Source organism: Eubacterium sp. An11 (genome assembly GCF_002161065.1).
Lineage (GTDB): Bacteria > Bacillota > Clostridia > Lachnospirales > Lachnospiraceae > Anaerobutyricum > Anaerobutyricum faecale.
Genome location: NZ_NFLV01000006.1, coordinates 26,570 through 47,802 on the forward strand (window position 1 = coordinate 26,570; position 21,233 = coordinate 47,802).

The 21,233-nt window shown below is 46.0% G+C and carries 20 protein-coding genes; all 20 read right to left on the reverse strand.

Annotated elements, in window-relative coordinates:
* Nucleotides 1-127: 127 nt before the first annotated feature.
* Nucleotides 128-679: a BMC domain-containing protein gene (locus B5E53_RS06540; protein ID WP_087313632.1), complete on the reverse strand. Its 552-nt coding sequence runs from the start codon at nucleotides 677-679 to the stop codon at nucleotides 128-130.
* Nucleotides 680-696: 17 nt separating this feature from the next.
* A complete protein-coding gene (locus tag B5E53_RS06545) occupies nucleotides 697-2,025 on the reverse strand; it encodes a 4Fe-4S dicluster domain-containing protein (RefSeq protein ID WP_087313345.1) in 1,329 nt (442 codons plus the stop codon).
* Nucleotides 2,026-2,041: 16 nt separating this feature from the next.
* The gene (locus B5E53_RS06550; RefSeq protein ID WP_087313347.1) at nucleotides 2,042-3,448 is read right to left on the reverse strand and encodes an aldehyde dehydrogenase family protein; all 1,407 of its coding nucleotides are present in this window, start codon (nucleotides 3,446-3,448) and stop codon (nucleotides 2,042-2,044) included.
* The gene (locus B5E53_RS06555; protein ID WP_087313349.1) at nucleotides 3,448-4,467 is read right to left on the reverse strand and encodes a cob(I)yrinic acid a,c-diamide adenosyltransferase; all 1,020 of its coding nucleotides are present in this window, start codon (nucleotides 4,465-4,467) and stop codon (nucleotides 3,448-3,450) included. The genes B5E53_RS06550 and B5E53_RS06555 overlap by 1 nt, the downstream gene beginning before the upstream one ends.
* A 12-nt stretch (nucleotides 4,468-4,479) precedes the next feature.
* Nucleotides 4,480-4,761, reverse strand: a complete 282-nt coding sequence (locus B5E53_RS06560) for a EutN/CcmL family microcompartment protein (RefSeq protein ID WP_087313350.1) — start codon at nucleotides 4,759-4,761, stop codon at nucleotides 4,480-4,482.
* Between the two features lie 13 nt (nucleotides 4,762-4,774).
* Nucleotides 4,775-5,635 carry a flavoprotein gene (locus B5E53_RS06565; protein WP_087313352.1) on the reverse strand — a complete coding sequence of 287 codons (861 nt, stop codon included), beginning with the start codon at nucleotides 5,633-5,635 and terminating at the stop codon, nucleotides 4,775-4,777.
* A 9-nt stretch (nucleotides 5,636-5,644) separates the two neighbouring features.
* On the reverse strand, nucleotides 5,645-6,463 hold the full coding sequence (gene eutJ, locus B5E53_RS06570) for an ethanolamine utilization protein EutJ (RefSeq protein WP_087313354.1): 819 nt from the start codon (nucleotides 6,461-6,463) through the stop codon (nucleotides 5,645-5,647).
* 193 nt (nucleotides 6,464-6,656) lie between these two features.
* The gene (locus B5E53_RS06575; protein WP_087313356.1) at nucleotides 6,657-7,496 is read right to left on the reverse strand and encodes a BMC domain-containing protein; all 840 of its coding nucleotides are present in this window, start codon (nucleotides 7,494-7,496) and stop codon (nucleotides 6,657-6,659) included.
* Nucleotides 7,497-7,535: 39 nt separating this feature from the next.
* Entirely contained in the window at nucleotides 7,536-7,898 is a 363-nt protein-coding gene (locus tag B5E53_RS06580) for a glycerol dehydratase reactivase beta/small subunit family protein (protein ID WP_087313358.1), read from the reverse strand.
* Nucleotides 7,899-7,900: 2 nt separating this feature from the next.
* Complete coding sequence (locus tag B5E53_RS06585) at nucleotides 7,901-9,721, reverse strand: diol dehydratase reactivase subunit alpha (RefSeq protein WP_087313360.1); 1,821 nt, start codon at nucleotides 9,719-9,721, stop codon at nucleotides 7,901-7,903.
* Nucleotides 9,722-9,845: 124 nt separating this feature from the next.
* Nucleotides 9,846-10,340, reverse strand: a complete 495-nt coding sequence (locus tag B5E53_RS06590) for a diol dehydratase small subunit (protein ID WP_087313362.1) — start codon at nucleotides 10,338-10,340, stop codon at nucleotides 9,846-9,848.
* Between the two features lie 15 nt (nucleotides 10,341-10,355).
* Nucleotides 10,356-11,000: a propanediol/glycerol family dehydratase medium subunit gene (locus B5E53_RS06595; protein WP_087313364.1), complete on the reverse strand. Its 645-nt coding sequence runs from the start codon at nucleotides 10,998-11,000 to the stop codon at nucleotides 10,356-10,358.
* Nucleotides 11,001-11,033: 33 nt separating this feature from the next.
* Nucleotides 11,034-12,695: a propanediol/glycerol family dehydratase large subunit gene (locus B5E53_RS06600; protein WP_087313365.1), complete on the reverse strand. Its 1,662-nt coding sequence runs from the start codon at nucleotides 12,693-12,695 to the stop codon at nucleotides 11,034-11,036.
* Nucleotides 12,696-12,860: 165 nt separating this feature from the next.
* Nucleotides 12,861-13,688 carry a propanediol utilization microcompartment protein PduB gene (gene pduB / locus B5E53_RS06605; RefSeq protein WP_087275397.1) on the reverse strand — a complete coding sequence of 276 codons (828 nt, stop codon included), beginning with the start codon at nucleotides 13,686-13,688 and terminating at the stop codon, nucleotides 12,861-12,863.
* Nucleotides 13,689-13,731: 43 nt separating this feature from the next.
* Nucleotides 13,732-14,004 (reverse strand): propanediol utilization microcompartment protein PduA, encoded by a 273-nt coding sequence (pduA, locus tag B5E53_RS06610; RefSeq protein ID WP_087275395.1) that lies wholly within the window; start codon nucleotides 14,002-14,004, stop codon nucleotides 13,732-13,734.
* A 226-nt stretch (nucleotides 14,005-14,230) separates the two neighbouring features.
* Nucleotides 14,231-15,385 (reverse strand): 1-propanol dehydrogenase PduQ, encoded by a 1,155-nt coding sequence (locus B5E53_RS06615; protein ID WP_087313367.1) that lies wholly within the window; start codon nucleotides 15,383-15,385, stop codon nucleotides 14,231-14,233.
* Nucleotides 15,372-16,439 (reverse strand): response regulator, encoded by a 1,068-nt coding sequence (locus B5E53_RS06620; RefSeq protein WP_087313369.1) that lies wholly within the window; start codon nucleotides 16,437-16,439, stop codon nucleotides 15,372-15,374. The genes B5E53_RS06615 and B5E53_RS06620 overlap by 14 nt, the downstream gene beginning before the upstream one ends.
* A 15-nt stretch (nucleotides 16,440-16,454) precedes the next feature.
* Nucleotides 16,455-17,690, reverse strand: a complete 1,236-nt coding sequence (locus B5E53_RS06625; RefSeq protein WP_162611814.1) for a PocR ligand-binding domain-containing protein — start codon at nucleotides 17,688-17,690, stop codon at nucleotides 16,455-16,457.
* A 97-nt stretch (nucleotides 17,691-17,787) separates the two neighbouring features.
* Entirely contained in the window at nucleotides 17,788-18,450 is a 663-nt protein-coding gene (locus B5E53_RS06630) for a cobalamin-dependent protein (RefSeq protein WP_162611815.1), read from the reverse strand.
* Between the two features lie 340 nt (nucleotides 18,451-18,790).
* Nucleotides 18,791-21,226 (reverse strand): glycogen/starch/alpha-glucan phosphorylase, encoded by a 2,436-nt coding sequence (locus B5E53_RS06635; RefSeq protein WP_087313375.1) that lies wholly within the window; start codon nucleotides 21,224-21,226, stop codon nucleotides 18,791-18,793.
* Nucleotides 21,227-21,233: the final 7 nt, after the last annotated feature.

Sequence of the window (21,233 nt, forward strand, 5' to 3'; positions counted from 1 at the left end):
CTCGATTCCGCTTCACTTCGTTCCGCTTCATCTCGATGTGTTTTGTCGCCGTATACAGATTTACAGGAACAGTTCTGCTTTCAAGCAAGCTTGAGCAGCCCAGTTCCTGAAATCTGTGCATGGCTTGTTATTTCAGCAGGTTTTCCACAATTGACGGATGTGGACGTGGAATGATGGATGTGGAAGTCACTTCACCGCTGATGCTCAGCTTCGCAAGACAGGCATTCACTGCGGATCTTACGGAAGATACTTCGCCGGTGATAACCAGGTATCCTTTTCCACCTAAACCTCTGGCGATTCTTAAATCAACAATACTTACTTTGGAAGCCTTTACTGCAACATCGGCTGCGATAACTGCTGTCAAAGCGGAGATTGTCTCAATTGCACCAACTGCCTGAATATTCTCTGTATTGGTAAATCCGGAAATTGCCGGAAGAACTTCTTCACGAACATTATCAAGAATGTGTGTATCGATCAGATAGATGCCGCTCACGAGCTCTGCTTTGCTCATGGCTGCCTTTACCGGACCAACATGTCCGCCGATGATAATCACATACTTGCCAGGGCAGATTGGTGTAGCTAATAATAATTCTACATTTCCTGCTTTTACCATCTCATCAGCCGTCTGGATACCAACAGGAATGCTTTTAATTTCTACAAATCCAACTGCTTTTCTCACTGCGTAAACACCATCCTTTATTTTTCGATTGAAATACAACCGTCAGCGATTTCCTTAATTGTACCGCTGATACTAGCATGAATACAAGCACCTAATTTACCTTCTGCAGGTTTAGCGATCACATCGCCTTTTGTAACTGTATCACCGACATTTACACATGGGACTGCCGGAGCACCGATGTGCTGTCCGCACGGGATAGAAACGTGATCTATCTCTTTTGGAATCTCTGTCAGTGGCGCAGCCACATTGTATTTTGAGAGACCGAGATTTGCGATAAGCTTTTTAATCGGATATTTTTTGTATTCTCTCATTGGATGTGCTGATTCAGGCGCATTATGCAATGTATTTTTGATACCCTGCTTTGCCATGATGCCTTTTAATTCATGATTTACCTTCCATGGCTGGAGGTTCATGATACAAGCGTACTGGCAAAGACGACATTCTGAACATAAGAATGCGATCATAGGAGTATCGGATCCGTCACACAAATGGCCATAACTAGCAAATCTGATAGTCTTATGCGGAGCAATTCTATGTCCTATCAAATTACGAGGACATACTTCTGTACAAAGGCTGCAGTGGCAGCACGCAGCTTTTGCGATATGAAGCATCTTGGAAATGTCCATCTTCACATCCTGAATCAACGGATGACTTTCCGGTAATACGATCAGGCCCTTTGTGGTCTTGGTAATCTTGGAATCCAGAGGAACATGTTTGCCCATCATAGGACCGCCATTAATGACAACATACGGACCATCCACAGTGACGCCGCCCGCCAGATCCAGGGCTTCTTTCACTGTCATACCGAGAGGAAGCTTCATGGTCACATGGTTCTTCACTTCTCCGGCAAAGGTTACGTAGGAATCCGTAACCGGTTTGTCCTCGTAATAAGCGTTATAAATGTTAAGGACTGTCTCAACATTAGAAACGATAACGCCTACGTTCAATGGAATACCGCCTTCAGGAACGATTCTTCCCGTCACTTCGTATACCGTAACCTGTTCATCACCCGCTGGGTAAAAGTTTTCGAGAAGATGAAGGCTAAAGCCTTCATACTCCCCAATAAGCTCATTAAAGCTGTTGATTGCTGCTGTGTAATGTTCTTTTAATGCAATAACGACTTTATCTGCGCCTACGGTTTCTTTGATGAGCTTTAAGCCTTCAAGGATTTTTCTTGTCTCGACTGCCATCAGCTGCTGATCCACTCTCAGCAGCGGTTCACATTCCGCGCCGTTGAGGATGACATATTCAGCCTTGGCATTTACTTTTACATGAGTAGGAAAACCTGCACCACCGGCACCTACAATACCGGACTGAGCGATAACATCAATAAGGTTTTTTTCCATTTTACTCACCTCTTAATTATTTCATTCTGATATGGAGACCATCCTTTAATACACATCTTCTCTTACGGCAGAATGATTTCGCAGATGTCAGACCTTCACCTGTAGGACCTGCGATGGTAAATGTGGTGTATCCCATTCCGCCAACGCCGATACCAGCATAAGATGGGCCGTTCTTAACGAAAATAGTTGTTTCGATTTCTTTTGCCATCTTGGTAAGCTTATCTACATTTCTGGAATGCATCATTGCTGTATGTCTGTTTCCGTGTTCAACTTCTACGGCAAATTCGATTGCTTCATCAACGTTTGCCACACGAACGATAGGAAGAATCGGCATCATCAGCTCGATCTGAACAAATGGATGATCCTTCGGAGCTTCCATGATGATACATTTTACTTCCGGACCAACTTTAATACCTACCTTGTCAAGGATATACTGTGCACTCTTACCAACAAAGTTTACGTTCGGTTTCTTTCTGTCGTTTGTAACCATGTCAACCATCTGCTCGATGATAGCAGGATCTTTTACTTCATAAGCGCCGTTGTTCTTCATGTTGAAAATCAGATAATCTGCGATCTGATCAACAGCGATAACTTCTTTCTCTGCGATACAAGGAAGGTTGTTATCGAAGGAGCATCCGTTTACGATATCAACGGCAGCTTTCTCGATATCAGCTGTCTCATCAACAACAACAGGAGGGTTACCTGCTCCGGCTCCGATTGCTTTCTTACCGGTGGACATAACGGCCTTAACGATTCCAGGACCGCCGGTAGCAACCAGCATACGAACCTTTGGATGATTCATCATGATATTGGTGTTCTCGATGGATGGTTCTTTTACAGTAACAACCAGGTTTCTCGGAGCTCCCAGTTCTTCCAGTTTTGCGTTGATCTTTTTGATCAGCCAGATGGAAACACCTTTGGAACGTGGATGCGGGCTGAATACTACAGTATTGCCGCCGGCCAGCATTCCGATGGAGTTACAGATTACTGTCTCTGTAGGGTTCGTTGTCGGTGCGATTGCTCCGATAACACCAAATGGGCAGTACTCAACCAGTGTGAGTCCGTCATCTCCGGATAAAGCTTCTGTGGTCAGATCTTCGATTCCAGGAGATTTCTCTGCTGCCAGTCTGTTTTTGATCAGTTTATATTCATAAGCTCCCATACCGCTTTCTTCTACGGCCAGTTTGCTCATGTATTCCAGATTTTCTTTCTGGCAAACTACCTCTCTGATTCCATTGACAAATCTTTCTCTGTCTGCCATGGAATAGTTCATATATTCTTTCTGCGCTTTTGCAGATGCTTCGATCGCGTCATCCATTGTCTCAAAAATACCATAGGTATAATCGTCAGCAGGGCAAGCGGATTCAACATCTGTCAAAACCTTTTTCACAACTTTTTCAATTAATTGAACATCAATATTCATTATGCATTTCCTCCTTGCATTTTTTCTAATGCATATATAGCAACTGCCATATCTTCTTCGGCAGTACCTCCGCTGACGCCGATGGCACCGATAATCTTGCCATCAACTTCAATCGGATATCCACCACCAAAACATACAATCCTGCCATCTCCGGAGTTATGAAGACTCCATAAGCTGTCACCCGGCTTGGTGACATCGGCAAGAGCTGAGGTTGGACACTTAAGAGCACATGCAGTATATGCTTTGTCCTGTGATACTTTCACGCTGATCAGAAGAGAACCTTCCATTCTCTGGAAATAGAGAAGATTGCCTCCCTCATCCACTGCGGAAAATACCATCGGCACACCAATTTCATTTGCTTTCTCTTCTACAAATTCAGCCATCTTTTTCAGGCTCTTTAAAGACATGTCCATCTTGCATTCTCCTTTATTGCCGGCGCCTCCCATGGTTTCTTTCACCACTTTACGCACTACCTCTTTGAGCTCCTCGATTTCCTGCTGCTGTGCTCTGGACTCCTCCAGACGGGCCATGGCAAAGCATGCATCCGAAAGACGATTGATATATTTTCGTAATTCATCGCGAACAGGAATCTCCCTGGCAAGGGTTGTTATTTTTCTTTCCGCCCGTCTTACGACTGTCCTTGCCACATGCAAGGCTGCGGAAGATGGATTCACTCCAGGCACTACGAACTCGCGCATCAGCCCATTGACTTTTGTTGATTGATCGACAATATCTTCCAGGTATTTGATGTCTGCCTCTCCAATTTTGTCCTTAAGCATCTCCAAGCCTTTTTCATCAGACGCGAATTCTGCTCCTGCCTGGAACATTCTTTTCTGAATATGATTGATATATTCTCTGATATCCGGTGACTCAGTCTGAGCGTAGGCAACTCCCAGTGCGGAAATCGCCTCGTCGATGGTTCCGTAGACATCCACATTCATGCTGTCCTTATCTACTCTGGAACCACCATATAATCCTGTCGTCCCTTTGTCACCCGTTTTTGTATAAATATTAGCCATACATTCACACCTTTAACACTGTGACACTTCCACGGTATCCACAATCCCAACAATTGCGGCATCGACAGGAAGACTGTTTTTCTTTTCACCATCACCTGACATACGAGCCGAACTGCCGCCAACGACAATTACGGTTTCGCCATCACCGGCTCCAACAGTATCGACGGCAATTTCAGTCTGCTTTTTGGCGGTAAGATCCTGGTTGATCTTCTCGACGATCAGAAACTTGCATCCGGTCAGACTCGGGCATTTTACAGTAGATACCACTGTGCCAATTACTTTACCTAAATACATGTCTTCACCTACTTTACTCTCTCACAATCGTGATGCCACGATTGTATGCTTCGTCACTTGCGAGACCTGTCACAACTGCGCCAGCTCCCACAATAATGGTTTTATATCTTGCATTTCTGGCAATGTCCACACGGCCGATAACATTCTTATTCAGCTTGATGCTGGATGCTTCCTCCGCCGCCGCACTGCCGCTGCAGGATGGCTGTGCTGTCTGCTCCGCTTTTACCTTCGCCGGTTTTGCGTTGGAATCCGGTGACGGAAAATCAAAGCTGGCAGTATAGACTTTATTTACTTTCTCAAACAGATTATTGTCAACAGTGAGATGGATTCCGTAGGACTGCAGCGCTTCAAGATTGCTCCGCATCCGGGCCTTGTAAGCGTCCGTCACCTTGAATCCCATCTTTGCTCTGACCTCATTATCCGGACAGCAGCCGTCGACAGCAGCCACTACCGGCTTTCCGGTGGCCATCGCCCTGGAAATCATGTTCGTGAGCAGGTTGTCACTGATACAGTTTGCCACCTTTGCCGCCGTATTAATGGTCAGCGCAGGTACGATCACGAACTGATTATCATCAATAATCTGTCTTCCATTTACCGGAGCGCCCTCAACATAAATGGCATCCGGACCAATATCATTCTGAATACGCTCTTTTGTCAGAACTTCATCGGCAGCTTTTGACATTACGACTGTCAGCTCCCAGCCATCATTTTTCAGCTCTTTCAGAGATTTCACCGCATCTGCATATCCAATAAGAGCTCCTGAGAAAAGAACGGCAGCCTTTTTGCAGGCATTCATATATCTCAGAACAATCTGGTCAGAAATATATTCCACAATGGTTGACATAAGCGCATTCTCAAATTCGTTTCTATTCATTTATGCCACCTATTGTCTGTTACAATTCATGGCAATTCCAAGGGGTGTCACCAGCAGCGGTTCCTTTGGCTTGATCGTCTTGATCCCGGTTTCCTTCTCAAAGACACTCTCGAACTTCTTAAAGCTGCAGGCACCGCCTACCACATAAATCACGTCCACATCGTATCCCTGGATGAAACGGGAGACAATCGCCGCCATCTTCTCGATTACCGGCTTCACGACTGGAAATACCAGTACCTCCTGTTTCGGATCTTTTTTGATTCTCTCGGCTTCCTCAAAGGTGCATCCAAGACTTCCGGCAAGAACCAGAGTCATATGAGTACCACCTGTGGGCTCATCGGCCGTAAAAACCACTTTTCCATCTTTGAGAATACTGATACCGGTTGTTCCGCCACCGACATCCACAACCGCTCCGTCTGTAATTCCAAGAACGGAGGCAGCAGCCGTTGGCTCATCGATCACATTGACCACGTCCAGACCCACAGATTCCACAACGTTGGAAATGACTTTTACATTACCGGATATGATTCCCGGAGGAATGGCTGTGGCCGCTTCGCGGAACTCCACGCCCATCATCTGTTCCAGCCGGTTCTTCATATTCTGAACCGCTCTGGACGCCCCGAGGAAATCAACAACGATTCCATCCCGGACCACTGTAGAAGGATAAGAAGCCCCTGCAATCGGGGTATTGTTGGAGTCCACCACTGAAACCACGATATTGGCGGTTCCCAGGTCCACTCCCAGTCTCAGCTCTCCTTCATATGGTCGAAATTCTTCATTTTTAATCAGCTCTGAAAAGCCGACCAAAACATCATTATAATTATTCATGCATTCCCCTTACTATCTAATGACCATTTCTGTATCATCATTGTCAAGGCATCATGCATTTGCCTCACGTATCTACAGTATCATGAGATCAGATCAGGTGCGATGCGATACCGCACCTGATCATACCTCAGTATTACGATCTGATTTTATTGAAACACAGGCCCGGATCTTTTGAAATATCCTCTATGTCAGATTATTTATCTGTGTTTTTGTCTGTGTTCTTTTTCTTTCTAGATCTTCCGCTTCTTCTATTTCCTGTTGATGGTTTTTTGGCAGGAGCATCTGTATTCGTTACAGTTTCAGCTTTTTTCTCCTCCGCAGGCGCCTCTTCCTTTGGCTCTTCCTCAGGAGCTGCAACCGGGGCTTTTTCTGCCTCAGGAGCTGCGACCGGTTCCGTTTCCTCCGGTTTGGCTTCTTCCTCTTTCGGAGCTTCTTCCGGCTGGCTCTCTGTTTCTTTCGGAATCTCTTCCACGGAGTCTTCCTCTTTTGAAACTTCCTCAGACTGTACTTCTTCAGTCTTTGGAGCCTCTTCCGGCTGATCCTTCACTGAATCTGTTACTGTATTTTCATCAGATGTGTTTTTCTCCGGCTCTTCAACTACAGGCGGTTCAGGTGCTTCTTCCATTGGCGTTTCAGCCTTTGGCTCTGCTTTCGGCTTCCAGTTCTTAACAAGAACCGGCTGTTTCGACTCACCTTTCGGGCGATAGCCTTCTGCCATTGCGATCTCACCGCCAACAGTTTCTCTGTTGTCTACCATAAGCTTTCTCATGCTTGGAGCCGGTCTTGCTTTCAGCAGTACACTCTTTGTACCGCTTAAAGAGCCCTGTACGGATTCCGCCGCCTTTTTGCCAGCTTCCACCGCCGCTTTGCAGGCTCCCACATTGCCTTCTACCTTTACGGTACACATACCGCCGCCCTTTGCATATTCGAAACCGAGCAGTTTGACATTGGCAGATTTCACTGCCGCGTCAGCCGCTGCCACACAGGCAGCCAGGCCAAAGGTCTCAATAAAACCAATACTCTTGTCAGCCACCTTTACACCTCCTTACTTTTCAGATTAAAACTTCTATGACTAGTCCAGACTGCGGAACGGCATCTTCTTTACGAGTCTTGCCGCATTGGATCCGATATTTCTGAACTGATCTGTCTGATAAAACTTAATTCTAAAAAGAGGGGCCGCTTTATCTAGCTTTTCATACTGAAGAACAACGCCTTCTTTGCTGATTCCAACGCCCACCCCTAATCTTGATTCCAAGCTGGCATTATGGGCAAGTTCCAGAACGTCCGCACAATGCTCTGCCTGAAGGTCATAGGGGATTCCTTCTTCTTCGATTCCAAGAAGAACACCGGAAAAATCAGCCAAAGAAAGATGGTCACAGTCATAAAAAACTTTTATTGAAGGTCTTGTATTTATTCCTGTATTACTTCCTTCCATACTCAATCTCCTATTTCAGAACAAGACATTGCCAGTCCTGTTGCCACCGCATTTCGAGGTCCCTCGCATCCGCGAATGTTACCCCGGCCAGCTACTATATTATATTGTGATAATGCATCAGTTACGAGAGTCGGCACCTCAAAGTCCAGTGCAGAACCGCCGACTAATACTACAAATTCAATATCTCTTACATTTCCCGTCGGGCTGACCTTGGCCAGCGAACGGATTGCATTTGTAACAAATACTTTTCGCTTTGCATTAGTCCGTACCAGCTTAATCTTCTCCAGGGAGGAAAATCCCTCAAGCGGTACTAATTCTCCACCTTCCTTTACCAATACAACCTTTGCGAAAACACCCGGATCCAGCGGTTCCTCAAAGAACTGCACTGTTCCGTCTTCATGGCGGATGTGGAAAAGGCTTTCCACCTTTGCCAGAGGATATTTTTTAATGTCTTCCGCTGTGTTAAAGTCTTCAAGACCCAACTCAGATTGAATCAGGAGAGTAACCATATTGCCGGCACCAGCCAGATGCACGAGCTTTACATCTCCGTCTTTATTCTTAATGGATGCGTCTGTCGAACCTGCGCCCATATCAACAATTGCAATCGGCACGTTCGTACCCGGTGTCGTCAGAGCACCTTTGATAGCCATATCGGCTTCCACGCCGCCGACATATACAGGTATTTTCAATCTGTCAGTCAATTCTTCGGCGATCATCTGCATCTGCAGACGGTCCGCCTTAACCATAGCCGCGATACCAACGGCGCTTTCCAGTGAGTACTCATTGGCCAGTCCGCCCTTTACCTGCTGTGGATTATAGGTATCCACTGCCAGTAAATCCTGAATCTTGATATCTCTCGGATGCTGGTTGGTAAGATTTGACATAACCTGACGAACTTTTTCAAGCATTCCGCCGGCATTCGTTCCCGGTTCGCCTTTAATATCTTCGATGACATCAATGCTCTTTACGGCATCCATCATCTTCTCAGCGCCTTCGTCAACGCCAACCGTTACTTTCTTCTTTTTACCAATAATTTCAATTGAACCAGCAGGGATCCGTCTTTCCTTTACATCTCCCTCAGGTGTCTTAATTACAACAGCAGAACGGTTTCCGATCAATGCACGGGCAATCGGAACCACCTGCTTTGTCTCTTCCGGTGTCAGCTTAAAGAGAGTCGCGATACCGTACGGGTTGGAGAGAACTTCCACAACTCCGCCCACAGCCGCAACCTCCACGGCACATTTCATGCCCAGCGGGACTTTATCGACCATTCCCACTTCATCAACAATCGGAATCTTTTTCTCAAGACGGTTGTTAATTAAAACGCCATCATCGCGCTGGACAATGGCACCTGTAATATTTAATATTTTATTATACTGGTTAATAATCTTTGCAGCGGCTTCAAAGGAAATACTTGACGGGATAACCACTATCACATCTGTACCAGATTCCACCTTATCCAGCTTTGTAATCATCTGGGATGTTCCAACACCAATCCCAATACCACCTGGGGTATTGGGATTGTGTCCAATCATGGTAGATTCAGTGATAATAGTTTCGGTAATCGTTTCCATGGCAACATCACCGATTACGGGAGCTGCCTCATTCACGCGAACTTCATCCAGATCACCGATGTCGAGCCCAACCTTGTCCAAAGCTCTCTTCAGGGACTGGAAAACGCCGTGAATATTCTGTTTTGTTCCTTTAATTCCGGTGGTACCTGTGATACCACTGGAAAGAAACGTCACATGCTTTCCGTCGATCCTGGCAACGGCTGTCTCTGTCGTCGCATTGCCAATATCAACGCCCGCAACTAATTTCACTTTATATACCTCCGTTGTCTGTTTCGTTCCAGTTTATATGCGGTAATCAGGGGTGCTTCACCTGGTACAGCAATCCAGCGCTGTCCAGGTTCTGCCCCCTTGATCCGTCACGGAAGCGTGCTGACTATTTTTTTAAACGTCCACGTTTTTCGTAAATATCAGCTGCTTCTTTTACGAAGTTACCACAAACAGTTGCGCCGTACTGGTTGATTAACTCATCAGCGATAGCGTATAATTCAGCTTTTGTGGAACGATAAGGTCTTAATGCATTGTAAATCTCAAGAAGTCTTGCGTCTGGTACAGGGATTAACTCACCAGCTCTTCTTAAGTTTACAGCGAAGAATCCACGTCCTGCGGATTCAGCAACCTGAGCCTGTAATTCCAGAGTTTCTTTTGTGATACGGAAATCTTTGGCGTCTAAAGTACCATCGATAACACCCTGTAATGTTAACTCATCCAGAGATTTACCTGATGCACTCTTAATTAACTCAGGTCTTTTTTCTCCAATAGGATAATCAGCGGCTGTTACTTTGCCTTCGCATTCACAAGCTGCTGCAGAGCCCTGCATATTTTTAAGCACTTCCTGCATAATCTGTCTTACTAATAATTCCTGATCCACGATTGACACCTCCGTTTATTTAAATTCAACTTTAAGAGCTTTAGGAGCTTTATTTCTGTCGGCATGTTCTGTCTCTTTGATGTGAAGAACAGCGGATAAAGCCTGGTATTTCGGTCTTGCCATCTGGTCATTCTTTACTGGTACAGGGTTTGGAGATTCGCCTTTTGCGTATTTAGCAGCGTTCTTACCAATTGCTCTGTATGTTTCAAGGTCAATCAGAGGGCACTGAGGGAATAACTCCAGGTTAGACAGTGGTGGGAGGTCTTTCTGATGGATTACAGTAGTACCTTTGGACTGGATACCAATACCAATGCCTGATCCAGATAATTCTGCTGCATCATGAGCGATAAAGGATACGTCAGATGTTCTGTATACTTTAACGATTCTGCAGGCAACGCCTTCTTCCTCAAGACCAGCCATGATTTCTTTGATGATGGCTGCGTGAGGAACACCAACGATATTCTTTGTCTGGGATACGCCGAAAGCCGGTGCAACGCCTAAAACAACTTCGTTAGGGTTTGTACCTTTCTGAGCATCGCCAACTTCTGTGATGGTCATGCCTTCGGAACAAGCCTCTTCAGCTGCTGCTGCGGAAGTAGTGTTCATTTCTTTGAGAACTTCAGCGATAACGCTTTTTAATAATCTTTCATCAATTGCCATTATAGTTCACCTTCCTTAAAATAGACTATCTTATCAAATCTTTGACGGGTCAACAGCTGTACGAATGTTGCTGAGTTTTGTCCACAGCTCTGGGCTGATCTGGTAACCAGTCATAGGTCCTTCGTAGCAGTTCGGGCTGTTAACAGCGGAAATTACGTGGAACTTGTTATCAAGCATGGACGCTGTATGTAAGTAGTCACCAACAACTTTCGCTTTCTGAATATTGAAGATAGACTCTGCAACGTCTTCAAATCCACCTTTGTAAAGAGCTTTAACAAAGTCGATACCTGTTACGCCGCGATCAAGCATATCTGTAGCAGCTTTAAGGTCAGCAACAACGTCACGGTCAGGCATATCCTGAGATCCACGTGCGTATGTAGCAGCTTCAACTTCTTCGTCTGTGATTTCAGGTAATCCTAATTCACGGAAGAGAGCCTGAATAGCTCTTGCAGCTTTGTTACGAGCAGCAACAACTTCATCTTCTGTAGCAGGAACAAGACCTGCGTCAACTTTTAAGTCACGCTGGATTACTACCCAGTCATCATAATCGTCTGCATCCCAGTTGGATCCAGCGAACATGTTATCATAGTTAGGTGTTGCAGAATATCCGGAACAGATGTAGTCAGTTCCCGGGATAAACTGAGGAATGGAACGAGCAACTCTACGAAGATCAGAATGTGTAAATGTCTGGTCATTGGAGGAAGCGTTCTCAAGGTCAAGCATAGCGGCAATTAAGTTCTCACATGCAACGGCGCGGATACCACCTGGTACAGCGGCAGGAACACCGATACAGGATACGGAACCGTTCTGAGTTCCCTGAACACCAGCACCACGGGTAACACCAAGACATCTAGCCTCAAGGTAAAGCATGGATTTTCCTTCTGCCATACCCATCTGAACTTCAGAACCGGTACCGGATGTAAATCTCATCTTAACACCACGGGAAGCGTAGCAGGAAGCAAGGAATGCTTTGGACCATGGAGTGTCATCACCATCCATGAATACGTCCTCTGTTCCGTATACGGAAACTGTCTCAGCGTAAGCTGTGTAACCTCTCATACCAAGGTCAAGCTCTGTAGCCTCTTCAACAGCACACTGTGTAAGGATACCAGGACGTCCTACGTTAGCACCGAGCATGATAGCGATAGCGTTAAACGGAGCGTAACGAACGATACCAACAGTTGTCTCCATCTCAGCGAAACCACGAACAGCTGCCTCAGCTGCGTCTGCTGCGATCTGGATCATGTTATCTTTTACGTTAGTAACGTGACACTGGTTAGCTGGTTTTAATCTACATCTCATCTTGGTGATACCCATCATGGTCTCAAGAACATTCAGGTTACCAACGATCTCAACCAACTTAGCAGGTGTAACTGCTGTTGTATATTTCAGACACTCAGCTCTGTTAACGTTGATATCAACGAGCATACGTGCGATCTCCAGAGAATCTTTAGCCATAGCTTCCTCTGCGAAATCAAGGTTAATAGCGTATTTAGCGATGAAAGCATCGAGCATATCGAACTCGTCTTTTGTCTTGCCGTCCATCTCTACTACTTCGCCGTTCACGATCTTGATGGAAGGAGTAGGGTCATATGGGCTGTTCATCGCAATAAATCCAACTTCTGGCCACTCTAAAGCGTAGCCGTCCTGATTAACAGGTCTTTGATCTAAATATTCAAAACGTTTACTTCTCACGGTCTCAACACCTCTCAATTTCTCAATTAAACTTTCTTCTATACTATCTTACAGAAGCTCCGATATCTGCCTTTCCGTTCACATTATGTAAGCAGATATCCCATTTACCAGTTCCCTTATGTTCTCTCAACGTACATAAGGTATGCTAAAAATCAAAGCGTTATCTTAGATATAAGGAACAGTTGTGGATTCCAGTGGTTCGTTCGGCTCTAAGGCTTTCAGTAACTGTTTTCCAACTTCTCTTGCGCCGATAATAGCCTGTCTAACTGCACCTGAATCTCCAGTAAAGAAGAAGTTAACCTCGTTGGAGAAGGATGTTCCGCCGTTACCTGGTGTAGCGATAGCGATAGGATCAATTGTAGCAGTCTTAGCAGCTGTATCCGCTAATACAACACCGATACCTGCAGGAGCACCTACAGTGATACCAAATGCTTTACCAACAACAGCGCCGAATGCTTTCTCTAAGCAGTAGGATGCACGTGCTGTGTACTGGAACTCCAGATGTCCTGCGGAGTTACCGTATACATCACCCATCTGTTTCTCAACAAAGCTTAATGCAACTTCAACAGCTCTTCTTGCATCGGATACGTCCTCAGCACCAAAGATTGTTAAGGAACCATGACCAGCGCCGCCTTCTGTATCTCTTGGGCACTCGCAAAGAACGATTTCAGTATTTGTAGCTTTAACAGCTTCGTCACATGCAAAAATCTGTGGGCCTGCACCAACACGGTCGGAAATAATACCGATAGAACGGTATTTAGGATCGATTTTCAGTAATTCATGAACGCTGTAGTCAAGGTTAGCGATTACCAGACCGATTGTATGTCCTAAAGCTGTTCCAACGTACTCTGTTAATCCGCAAAGGTCTTCGTTGATTCCCTTAGGAGTTGGAGCTGCGATAGTTGTATCATTAGCGAAAGCACTTTCAGCCTGAGTGCCACCCATTTTTTTCATCACTTCGTCCATGATTTTAGCCATCATTTCATCTTTCATTGAATTATACCTCCATTAATAATTGATCAGACTAGGACTAAACTTATTGTGGTAAGATTTTTTCTACGTCTGTATGTGGTCTTGGGATTACATGGCTGGACACAACTGTACCTACCTTGTCAGCAGCAACTGTACCTGCATCAACAGATGCCTTAACAGCTCCTACATCACCTCTGACCATAACAGTAACTAAACCAGATCCGATTTTCTCATATCCCACCAGTGTTACGTTTGCTGATTTAACCATGGAATCGGCTGCTTCGATTGCGCCAACCAAACCTTTGGTCTCAATCATTCCTAAAGCTTCTTTCTGCATAATTGACCTCCTTATAAAAATTCTTGTCTGTCTGGATAGGACAGACTACCTTTGGTTGATTTACAGGATAGTATCATTATATAGCAACTTTCACAAAATTACTTGGCTTTTTCCTATAATTTTTAGCTTTTAAATACACAGGAACTGCCAAAAGCCATTCTTCGACATGATACTTTGTTGACATCTTTTTTGCCGGACAACAAAACAATTCTATCCGGCATGTCTATTATTTTGCGATGTGATCCAGGATCTTACTGATATCCTCCGCTGTAACTTTTCTCGGGTTAGCCTGTGTGCAGGCGTCAGCGAGCGCTCTGCGGATGATCTCATCTCTGTTTGCCTCAAACTCTTCCAGTGTCACGCCGCACTCTGTAATGCACATCGGGCGGTCCATGTACTTCAGAAGACGATTGATCTCAGCGATCAGATTGGATACACCAACTTTTGTGGTCGGAGCCGGCAGACCGACAACGCGGGCAAGCTTCTGATATTTTTTTGCTGCGTCGTTGCTGTGTTTTGCTGCTTCTCTGTCCATATCCGCATTGAAATAAATAACATGCGGCAGCACAAGCGCGTTGGCACGGCCGTGCGGGATGTGGAAAATAGCGCCCAGGGCGTGAGCGATACCATGGTTCAGTCCGAGATTAACAAGGCTGAACGCCATACCTGCCAGACAGGATGCCCGGTGCATTTTATCCCTTGCCTTAATGTCATAGCCGTTGCGGTATGCCTTTGGCAGATATTCAAAAGCCAGTTCCATAGCTTTTTCTGCCAGACAGTCGGAACAGTCGCTGGCTGTCTCAGCCACATATGCCTCAATGGCGTGAGTGATTACGTCCATACCAGTATCCGCCGTGATAAATGGCGGCGCTGATTTCACCAGTTCCGGATCCAGAATCGCGATATCCGGCATCAGGCTCTCATCAATCAGAGGAATCTTGACACCAGTCTTTGAATCGGTAACCACCGCAAACTGCGTCACCTCAGAACCAGTGCCGCTGGTGGTCGGAAGGGCAATCAGCTTGATCTTCTTTGTGCTCTCCGGATTCTGTGCAAGTTCAATCTTTCTTGCCATGAAAACGATCGCCTTCGCCGCGTCGATGGAAGAACCTCCACCCAGCGCGACAACAACGTCACACTCCTTGTCCTGAAGAAAATCAATTCCTCTCTCGATCAAATCCATCGGCGGGTCAGGAATTACCTCGTCAAATACGGAAACTGAATTACAGTTTGACAACTTTTTAAGAATCATGTCAGCCATCCCTGAATCCACCATGAACTTGTCCGTAATAAGGACAGCGTTCTCATCCTTTTCTTCAAGCAGAGCGTCGATGGCATCCTCACTGAAAAGCACCTCAGTGGAAAGCTTAAACCGTTTCATTTTCCTCCTCCTTTCTTACTCTGTACTTTTCTCTATACTCAGACGGCGTCAATCCGGTTTTCTTCTTGAAAGCCTTACTGAAGTAGTTCGCTTCATTGTACGCCAGATCCAAGGCAATATTAAGCACCGGTATGTCGGTGTTCACAAGCATCTCCTTTGCCAGGTCCATCTTGCGGTCCGTGACATAGGTGATGAAATTGACCCCCATCTCTTTCTTGAAAATCTTACTGAGATAGTAGGTACTGATGTTGACGTGGTTGGCCACGTCCTCCAGGCTGATGCCCCGCTTTAAGTTTCTCTCTATGTAGTCCACGACGGACTTCATGCCGCCGTCAGACAGCTTCCCTTTGATGTTCATCTTATCAAAGAGAATATCAACCATCTTCACAACTTCATTGTAGGCATCATGTTTATTGTTATAAAGCAGATATTTGATCTTTAACTTCTCCATCTGCATAACAAGCTCATTGGTATCACTGATGTTGAGCTCCTCCGCGGTCCGCACGATCATCTTTGCCAGATCCTGCAGCCGCTTGGAAATCACATTTACATCGTGATGTTCTAAATATAACTGGTCAATGTACTCTCTTAAAAGGTCTACAGTAGCTTTGTAAGAGCATTTTCTTAGTTCCACTTCCAATTTTGACAACAATTTATTACTCTTATCTGTCTGAGGACCCTCGCCAAGCCTCCCGGCAAAGGCCTTCACGGACTCCAGAAGCACCTCTTTCCGGATGGGTTTCAGAAGAAAATCATCCACTTTCAGTTTGATCGCCTTGTGGGCGATATTGAAGTCATCATAGGCTGTGGTGATGATGATCACCGCCTGAGGCAGCTTCTTTCTGGCATATTTGATAACCTCCATGCCGTCTATGCCGGGTATGTTGATATCCACCAGAATCAGATTGATATCGCAGTTTCCAATCAGTTCCACTGCCTCATACCCGCTCTTGGCCTCTCCGACAATCTCCACATCCGGAAGATTTTCTTCCAGAAAGATCTTCATCGAGGTTCTCTCCAGCTCTTCATCCTCTACAATTAAAATACGGTACAAAATGACACCGCCTTTCTATTGAATTTTTAACGGCACTTTAATGGTCACCTTCGTCCCCATGGACGGCTTGTTCTCACTCTCGATCATGAGCGCATACTCATGCCCGAAATAATGGGTCAGGCGGCTGTTGATGTTATAAATGCCGACAGCCCCCTCCTTCTCATTCTTATAGGCATCTCCTCGAAGGATCCTGGTAATCTTTTCCGGAGCGATCCCGTCTCCGTCATCAATGACATCCACATACAGATCCTTACCCTCCCGGTGAGCCCGCACCTGAATGGTTCCTCCGGACGCTCTGTTTTCCACCGCGTGTTTGATGGAATTCTCCACAATGGTCGTCACGGACAGAAACGGCAGCTTCACCGCGTAAAACTCTTCCGGCACATCGATGGTATACTGCATCCGGCTGCCCAGACGGATCTTCTGTATCTTCAGATAATTGACCACGTAGGCGATCTCGTCTCCGAGAGAGCTCAGCGGCTGACTGCTTTTTCGCAAAATGTACCGCATCATGTCGGAAAATGCGTAGACCACATCTTCCGTCATCTTTGCATTTTCAAAAAACGCAAGACGCCCGATGGTATTCAATACATTGAAAAGGAAATGCGGATTGATCTGATAGTGGAGAGCCTTAAGCTCGATCTCCCGCAGCGCCTTTTCCATCTCAATCCGGAGCTTCTCCTCTTTGATGAGCTTCAGATCCTTTTCCCGCAGCTCCGCATCCACCTTGTTGGCGTACTGTTTCTCCACGGAATAATTGTAACTGTCACAGAGGATCTGTGCCACCGCCAGAATCTTCTCCACAGGCATAACAGTCACCTGCTTATAAAGCTCCATCAATTCCTCGTTATCCTGCCACCCCTCACTGATCGGGGCGATCTGCCTTAAATCCTGAAAATCCGCGCTGGTCACCTGGCCGGCAAGGATGGCTCCCACATACTGGCCCTTGATCATGATCGGAATTGCAAAATCGATCAGGCCGGCATGGCAGATATAGGTATAGGCCTTTCCGATCCTCTTCGCCTTTCGTCCTCCGCAGGCATCACAATAATGGCATTTCTCCCGAAATTCATCAAACTCCCGAAGTTTTTCGCAAAAAGGAGTAAAATTACTGTAATTAGTGATCGGTGTCCCGTTGCAATCCACGCTGACAAACGCAAGGTTTGTCGCCTTCGCCCAGTTATCCTGCAGATTCTGTAGTTCTTTCACATCTATGACATCTTCAATATGAATATTATTTTTATCTGCCAATGATTCGTCCTCCATCTACTCTGGTGTACTGTATCATCCACAATTCGCATAATGAATGAGGCTGTACCCTAATCCCTTCAGAATACCCGGTAATCTTTTACTGGTATCGTTTTCTTCTCCCCTTTTTCATCAAATACTGGTATGCCTTCTCCGCGCAGGCGCAGGCGTCCTCCGTGTAACAGTCGGCGCCAATCTTTCTGGCCTGTTCCGCATCCATAAAATATCCGCCCACCATAAAGTACACCCGGTTTCGGATCCCCCTGTCTTCAAAGGCTTCCACCACCGCGCGCATGTCTTCTCCTGATCTGGATAAAATCCCACTCATGCAGACAATCTGTGCCCGGCTGGCAATGGCCTCATCCAGAAATCTTCTGGGCGAAACATCAACCCCCAGGTCCACCACATGAATGTTCTTGCTTTCCATCATCATTTTTACCAGATTTTTCCCTATATCATGCATATCGCCTTTCACTGTACCGAGAACAACCGTCCCCACTTCTTTGGAGTTGCTGCTGCCGGTGTAGCTTCTGAGCGACTGCACTCCTTTATCCAGCGCCCTTGTGACGCTTAATATCTCCGGAACCCCCACTTCTTCCTGGCGGAACTTGTCCGCCACCTGTCCCATGCCTGCAAGGAAACCATCTTCCAGGATCGTCTGGGCGGAAATTCCTTCTTCCAGCGCCATCTTCACCAGATCTGTCACCCGCTTGCCCTGTCCTTTTTTCAGGGAATCAATAATCTCATCAATAATTGCGCTCATTTTTCTCCCTCCACACATCAAAGGACTCATTTGTTCTTATTCTATACTTTTTTGCATGAAAAAGCAAATTTTTATCGTAAGTTTTACAATGTTTTTTATTTTTCCAAAATATTACACAACTTTTATCATAAAAGCCTTATATATTTTATTCAACAACACATATATCCGGACAAAAAAAGCAAAGAAACCGCTGCAAACAGGTCTTAGGGTAATAATTTACCAGCAAAGCCCATTTACAACGGTTTCTCCGCCTCAACTGTTATATTTTATTGTATTGTATTTTTTACAAAACGGACAGTTTTATCACAGTCCTGTCTGTACCCGGGTGTCACTGCCTGTATTACAGTTTCACTTTTTCCAGATGCCAGATATCTCTCACATACTCTTCGATGGTTCTGTCAGAGGAGAACTTGCCGCAGTGAGCGGTCTGCATCATCGCCATGCGGGACCATGCTTTTTCATCGCGGTAAGCTGCTTCCACTCTCTTCTGAGCCTCTTTGTAGGACTCAAAATCTGCCAGAATGAAGTACATATCTTTCTGCATCAGTGTATCATAGAGCGGACGGAATAAATCCGGATTTTCCGGACAGTAATAGCCGTTGATCATCTGAGTCATCACACGGCGGATATCATCGTTGCTGTTATAGAGATCAGCCGGATGATAGTTTTTGTTCTTTTCATATTCCATTACCTGCTCTGCGGACAGGCCAAAGATGAAAGCATTCTCTTTGCCGACTTCTTCCACAATCTCCACATTGGCTCCGTCCATGGTCCCGATGGTCACAGCGCCGTTCAGCATGAACTTCATGTTACCGGTTCCGGAAGCTTCTTTTGAGGCAGTGGAAATCTGCTCACTGACATCGGCCGCCGCAAAGATCAGCTCTGCGTTGGATACGCGGTAATCCTCGATGAAGACAACTTTCACTCTGCCGTTGATGGCCGGGTCGTTGTTGACACGGTCTGCCACGGAGTTGATCAGCTTGATGGTCAGCTTGGCTGTATCGTAGCCGGCCGCCGCTTTGGCGCCGAAAATAAAAGTACGAGGCACGATATCCATCTCCGGATGCTCTTTCAGCATATTGTAAAGATGCATGACATGCATGATATTCATCAGCTGACGTTTGTACTCATGAAGTCTCTTTACCTGGCAGTCAAAGATGGAACGAGGATCCACATCGATACCGTTATGCTCTTTGATATATTTAGCCAGACGAACCTTATTCTGATATTTGATATTCATAAATTCCTGCTGACATTTCTCATCATCCACATAAACGCCCAGCTTGCTGATATGAGACAGATCTGTGATCCAGTCGTCTCCGATCTTGCTGGTCACCCAGGAAGCCAGCAGAGGATTGCCGTGAAGCAGGAATCTTCTCTGTGTGATACCGTTAGTCTTGTTGTTGAACTTCTCCGGCATCATCTCATAGAAGTCCTTGAGCTCTCTCTTCTCAAGAATCTCTGTGTGAAGACGAGCCACACCGTTGACGGAAAAGCTGCCCGCGATGGCAAGGTGTGCCATGCGCACCTGTCCATCATAGAGAATAGCCATCTTGCGCACCTTCTCGTGATCGCCCGGATATCTTGCCTGAATCTCCATAACGAAACGGCGGTTGATCTCTTCCACGATCTGATATACACGAGGAAGCAGACGGGAGAACAGCTCGATCGGCCATTTCTCCAGAGCCTCTGCCATGATGGTATGGTTGGTGTACGCACATGTCTTTGTGGTCACATCCCATGCCTCTTCCCATGTCAGTCCTTCTTCATCCACCAGGATACGCATCAGCTCGGCAACGGCCACTGTCGGATGGGTATCGTTCAGCTGGAAGACAACCTTCTCATGGAACTTACGGATATCATCATGGGTCTCTTTATATTTCTGCACAGCTCTCTGCACGGACGCGGAGATAAAGAAATACTGCTGTTTTAAACGAAGCTCTTTACCTGCCATATGGTTGTCATTCGGGTAGAGCACCTCACAGATCGTTCTTGCCAGGTTCTCCTGCTCTACAGCCTTCTGATATTCACCTTTATCAAAGGAGTCCAGGTTAAAGGTATTGATCGCTTCCGCATCCCAGATACGGAGAGTATTTACGATGTGGTTGCCGTAGCCTACCACCGGCATGTCATACGGCACGGCACGGACGCTCTGATAGCCCTTCTGCACAAACTTTGTATGGCCGTTGTGGTTCTCCACATCCACATAACCGCCGAATTTAACCTCGACAGCGTACTCGTCTCTCTTGATCTCGAACGGGTTGCCATTCTTTAACCAGTCATCCGGAGTCTCAATCTGGTATCCGTTCTCAATCTTCTGTTTGAACATACCATAATGGTAGCGGATACCGCAGCCATATGCCGGATATCCCAGAGTAGCCAGGGAATCCAGGAAGCAGGCAGCCAGACGGCCGAGGCCGCCGTTGCCCAATGCTGCATCCGGCTCCTGATCTTCGATCACATTCAGATCCAGTCCCATCTCTTCCAGGGCTTCGCGAACGTCATCGTAGCAGGTAAGGTTAATCATATTATTACCAAGGGCACGGCCCATCAGGAACTCCATGGACATGTAATATACTGTCTTCTTGTCCTGAGCAGCGTATGCCTTGTGAGTCTCAATCCAGTTATCGATAATATCATCTTTGATGGAATAGGCCACCGCCTGATAAATCTGCTGCGGAGTCGCCTCTTCCAGAGTCCGGCGGAACAAAATACGGGTATTTGCCTCTACTTCTTTCTTGAACTTCTTCTTGTTAAAGGTTATTTTCTTAATCAATTGGGAA

Coding starts and splice junctions, on each gene's coding strand:
- B5E53_RS06545 (WP_087313345.1), bottom strand. CDS start 2,025: ATGGAAAAAAACCTTATTGATGTTATCGCTCAGTCCGGTATTGTAGGT.
- B5E53_RS06550 (WP_087313347.1), bottom strand. CDS start 3,448: ATGAATATTGATGTTCAATTAATTGAAAAAGTTGTGAAAAAGGTTTTG.
- B5E53_RS06555 (WP_087313349.1), bottom strand. CDS start 4,467: ATGGCTAATATTTATACAAAAACGGGTGACAAAGGGACGACAGGATTA.
- B5E53_RS06560 (WP_087313350.1), bottom strand. CDS start 4,761: ATGTATTTAGGTAAAGTAATTGGCACAGTGGTATCTACTGTAAAATGC.
- B5E53_RS06565 (WP_087313352.1), bottom strand. CDS start 5,635: ATGAATAGAAACGAATTTGAGAATGCGCTTATGTCAACCATTGTGGAA.
- eutJ (WP_087313354.1), bottom strand. CDS start 6,463: ATGAATAATTATAATGATGTTTTGGTCGGCTTTTCAGAGCTGATTAAA.
- B5E53_RS06580 (WP_087313358.1), bottom strand. CDS start 7,898: ATGGAAGGAAGTAATACAGGAATAAATACAAGACCTTCAATAAAAGTT.
- B5E53_RS06595 (WP_087313364.1), bottom strand. CDS start 11,000: ATGGCAATTGATGAAAGATTATTAAAAAGCGTTATCGCTGAAGTTCTC.
- pduB (WP_087275397.1), bottom strand. CDS start 13,688: ATGAAAGATGAAATGATGGCTAAAATCATGGACGAAGTGATGAAAAAA.
- pduA (WP_087275395.1), bottom strand. CDS start 14,004: ATGCAGAAAGAAGCTTTAGGAATGATTGAGACCAAAGGTTTGGTTGGC.
- B5E53_RS06615 (WP_087313367.1), bottom strand. CDS start 15,385: ATGAAACGGTTTAAGCTTTCCACTGAGGTGCTTTTCAGTGAGGATGCC.
- B5E53_RS06630 (WP_162611815.1), bottom strand. CDS start 18,450: ATGAGCGCAATTATTGATGAGATTATTGATTCCCTGAAAAAAGGACAG.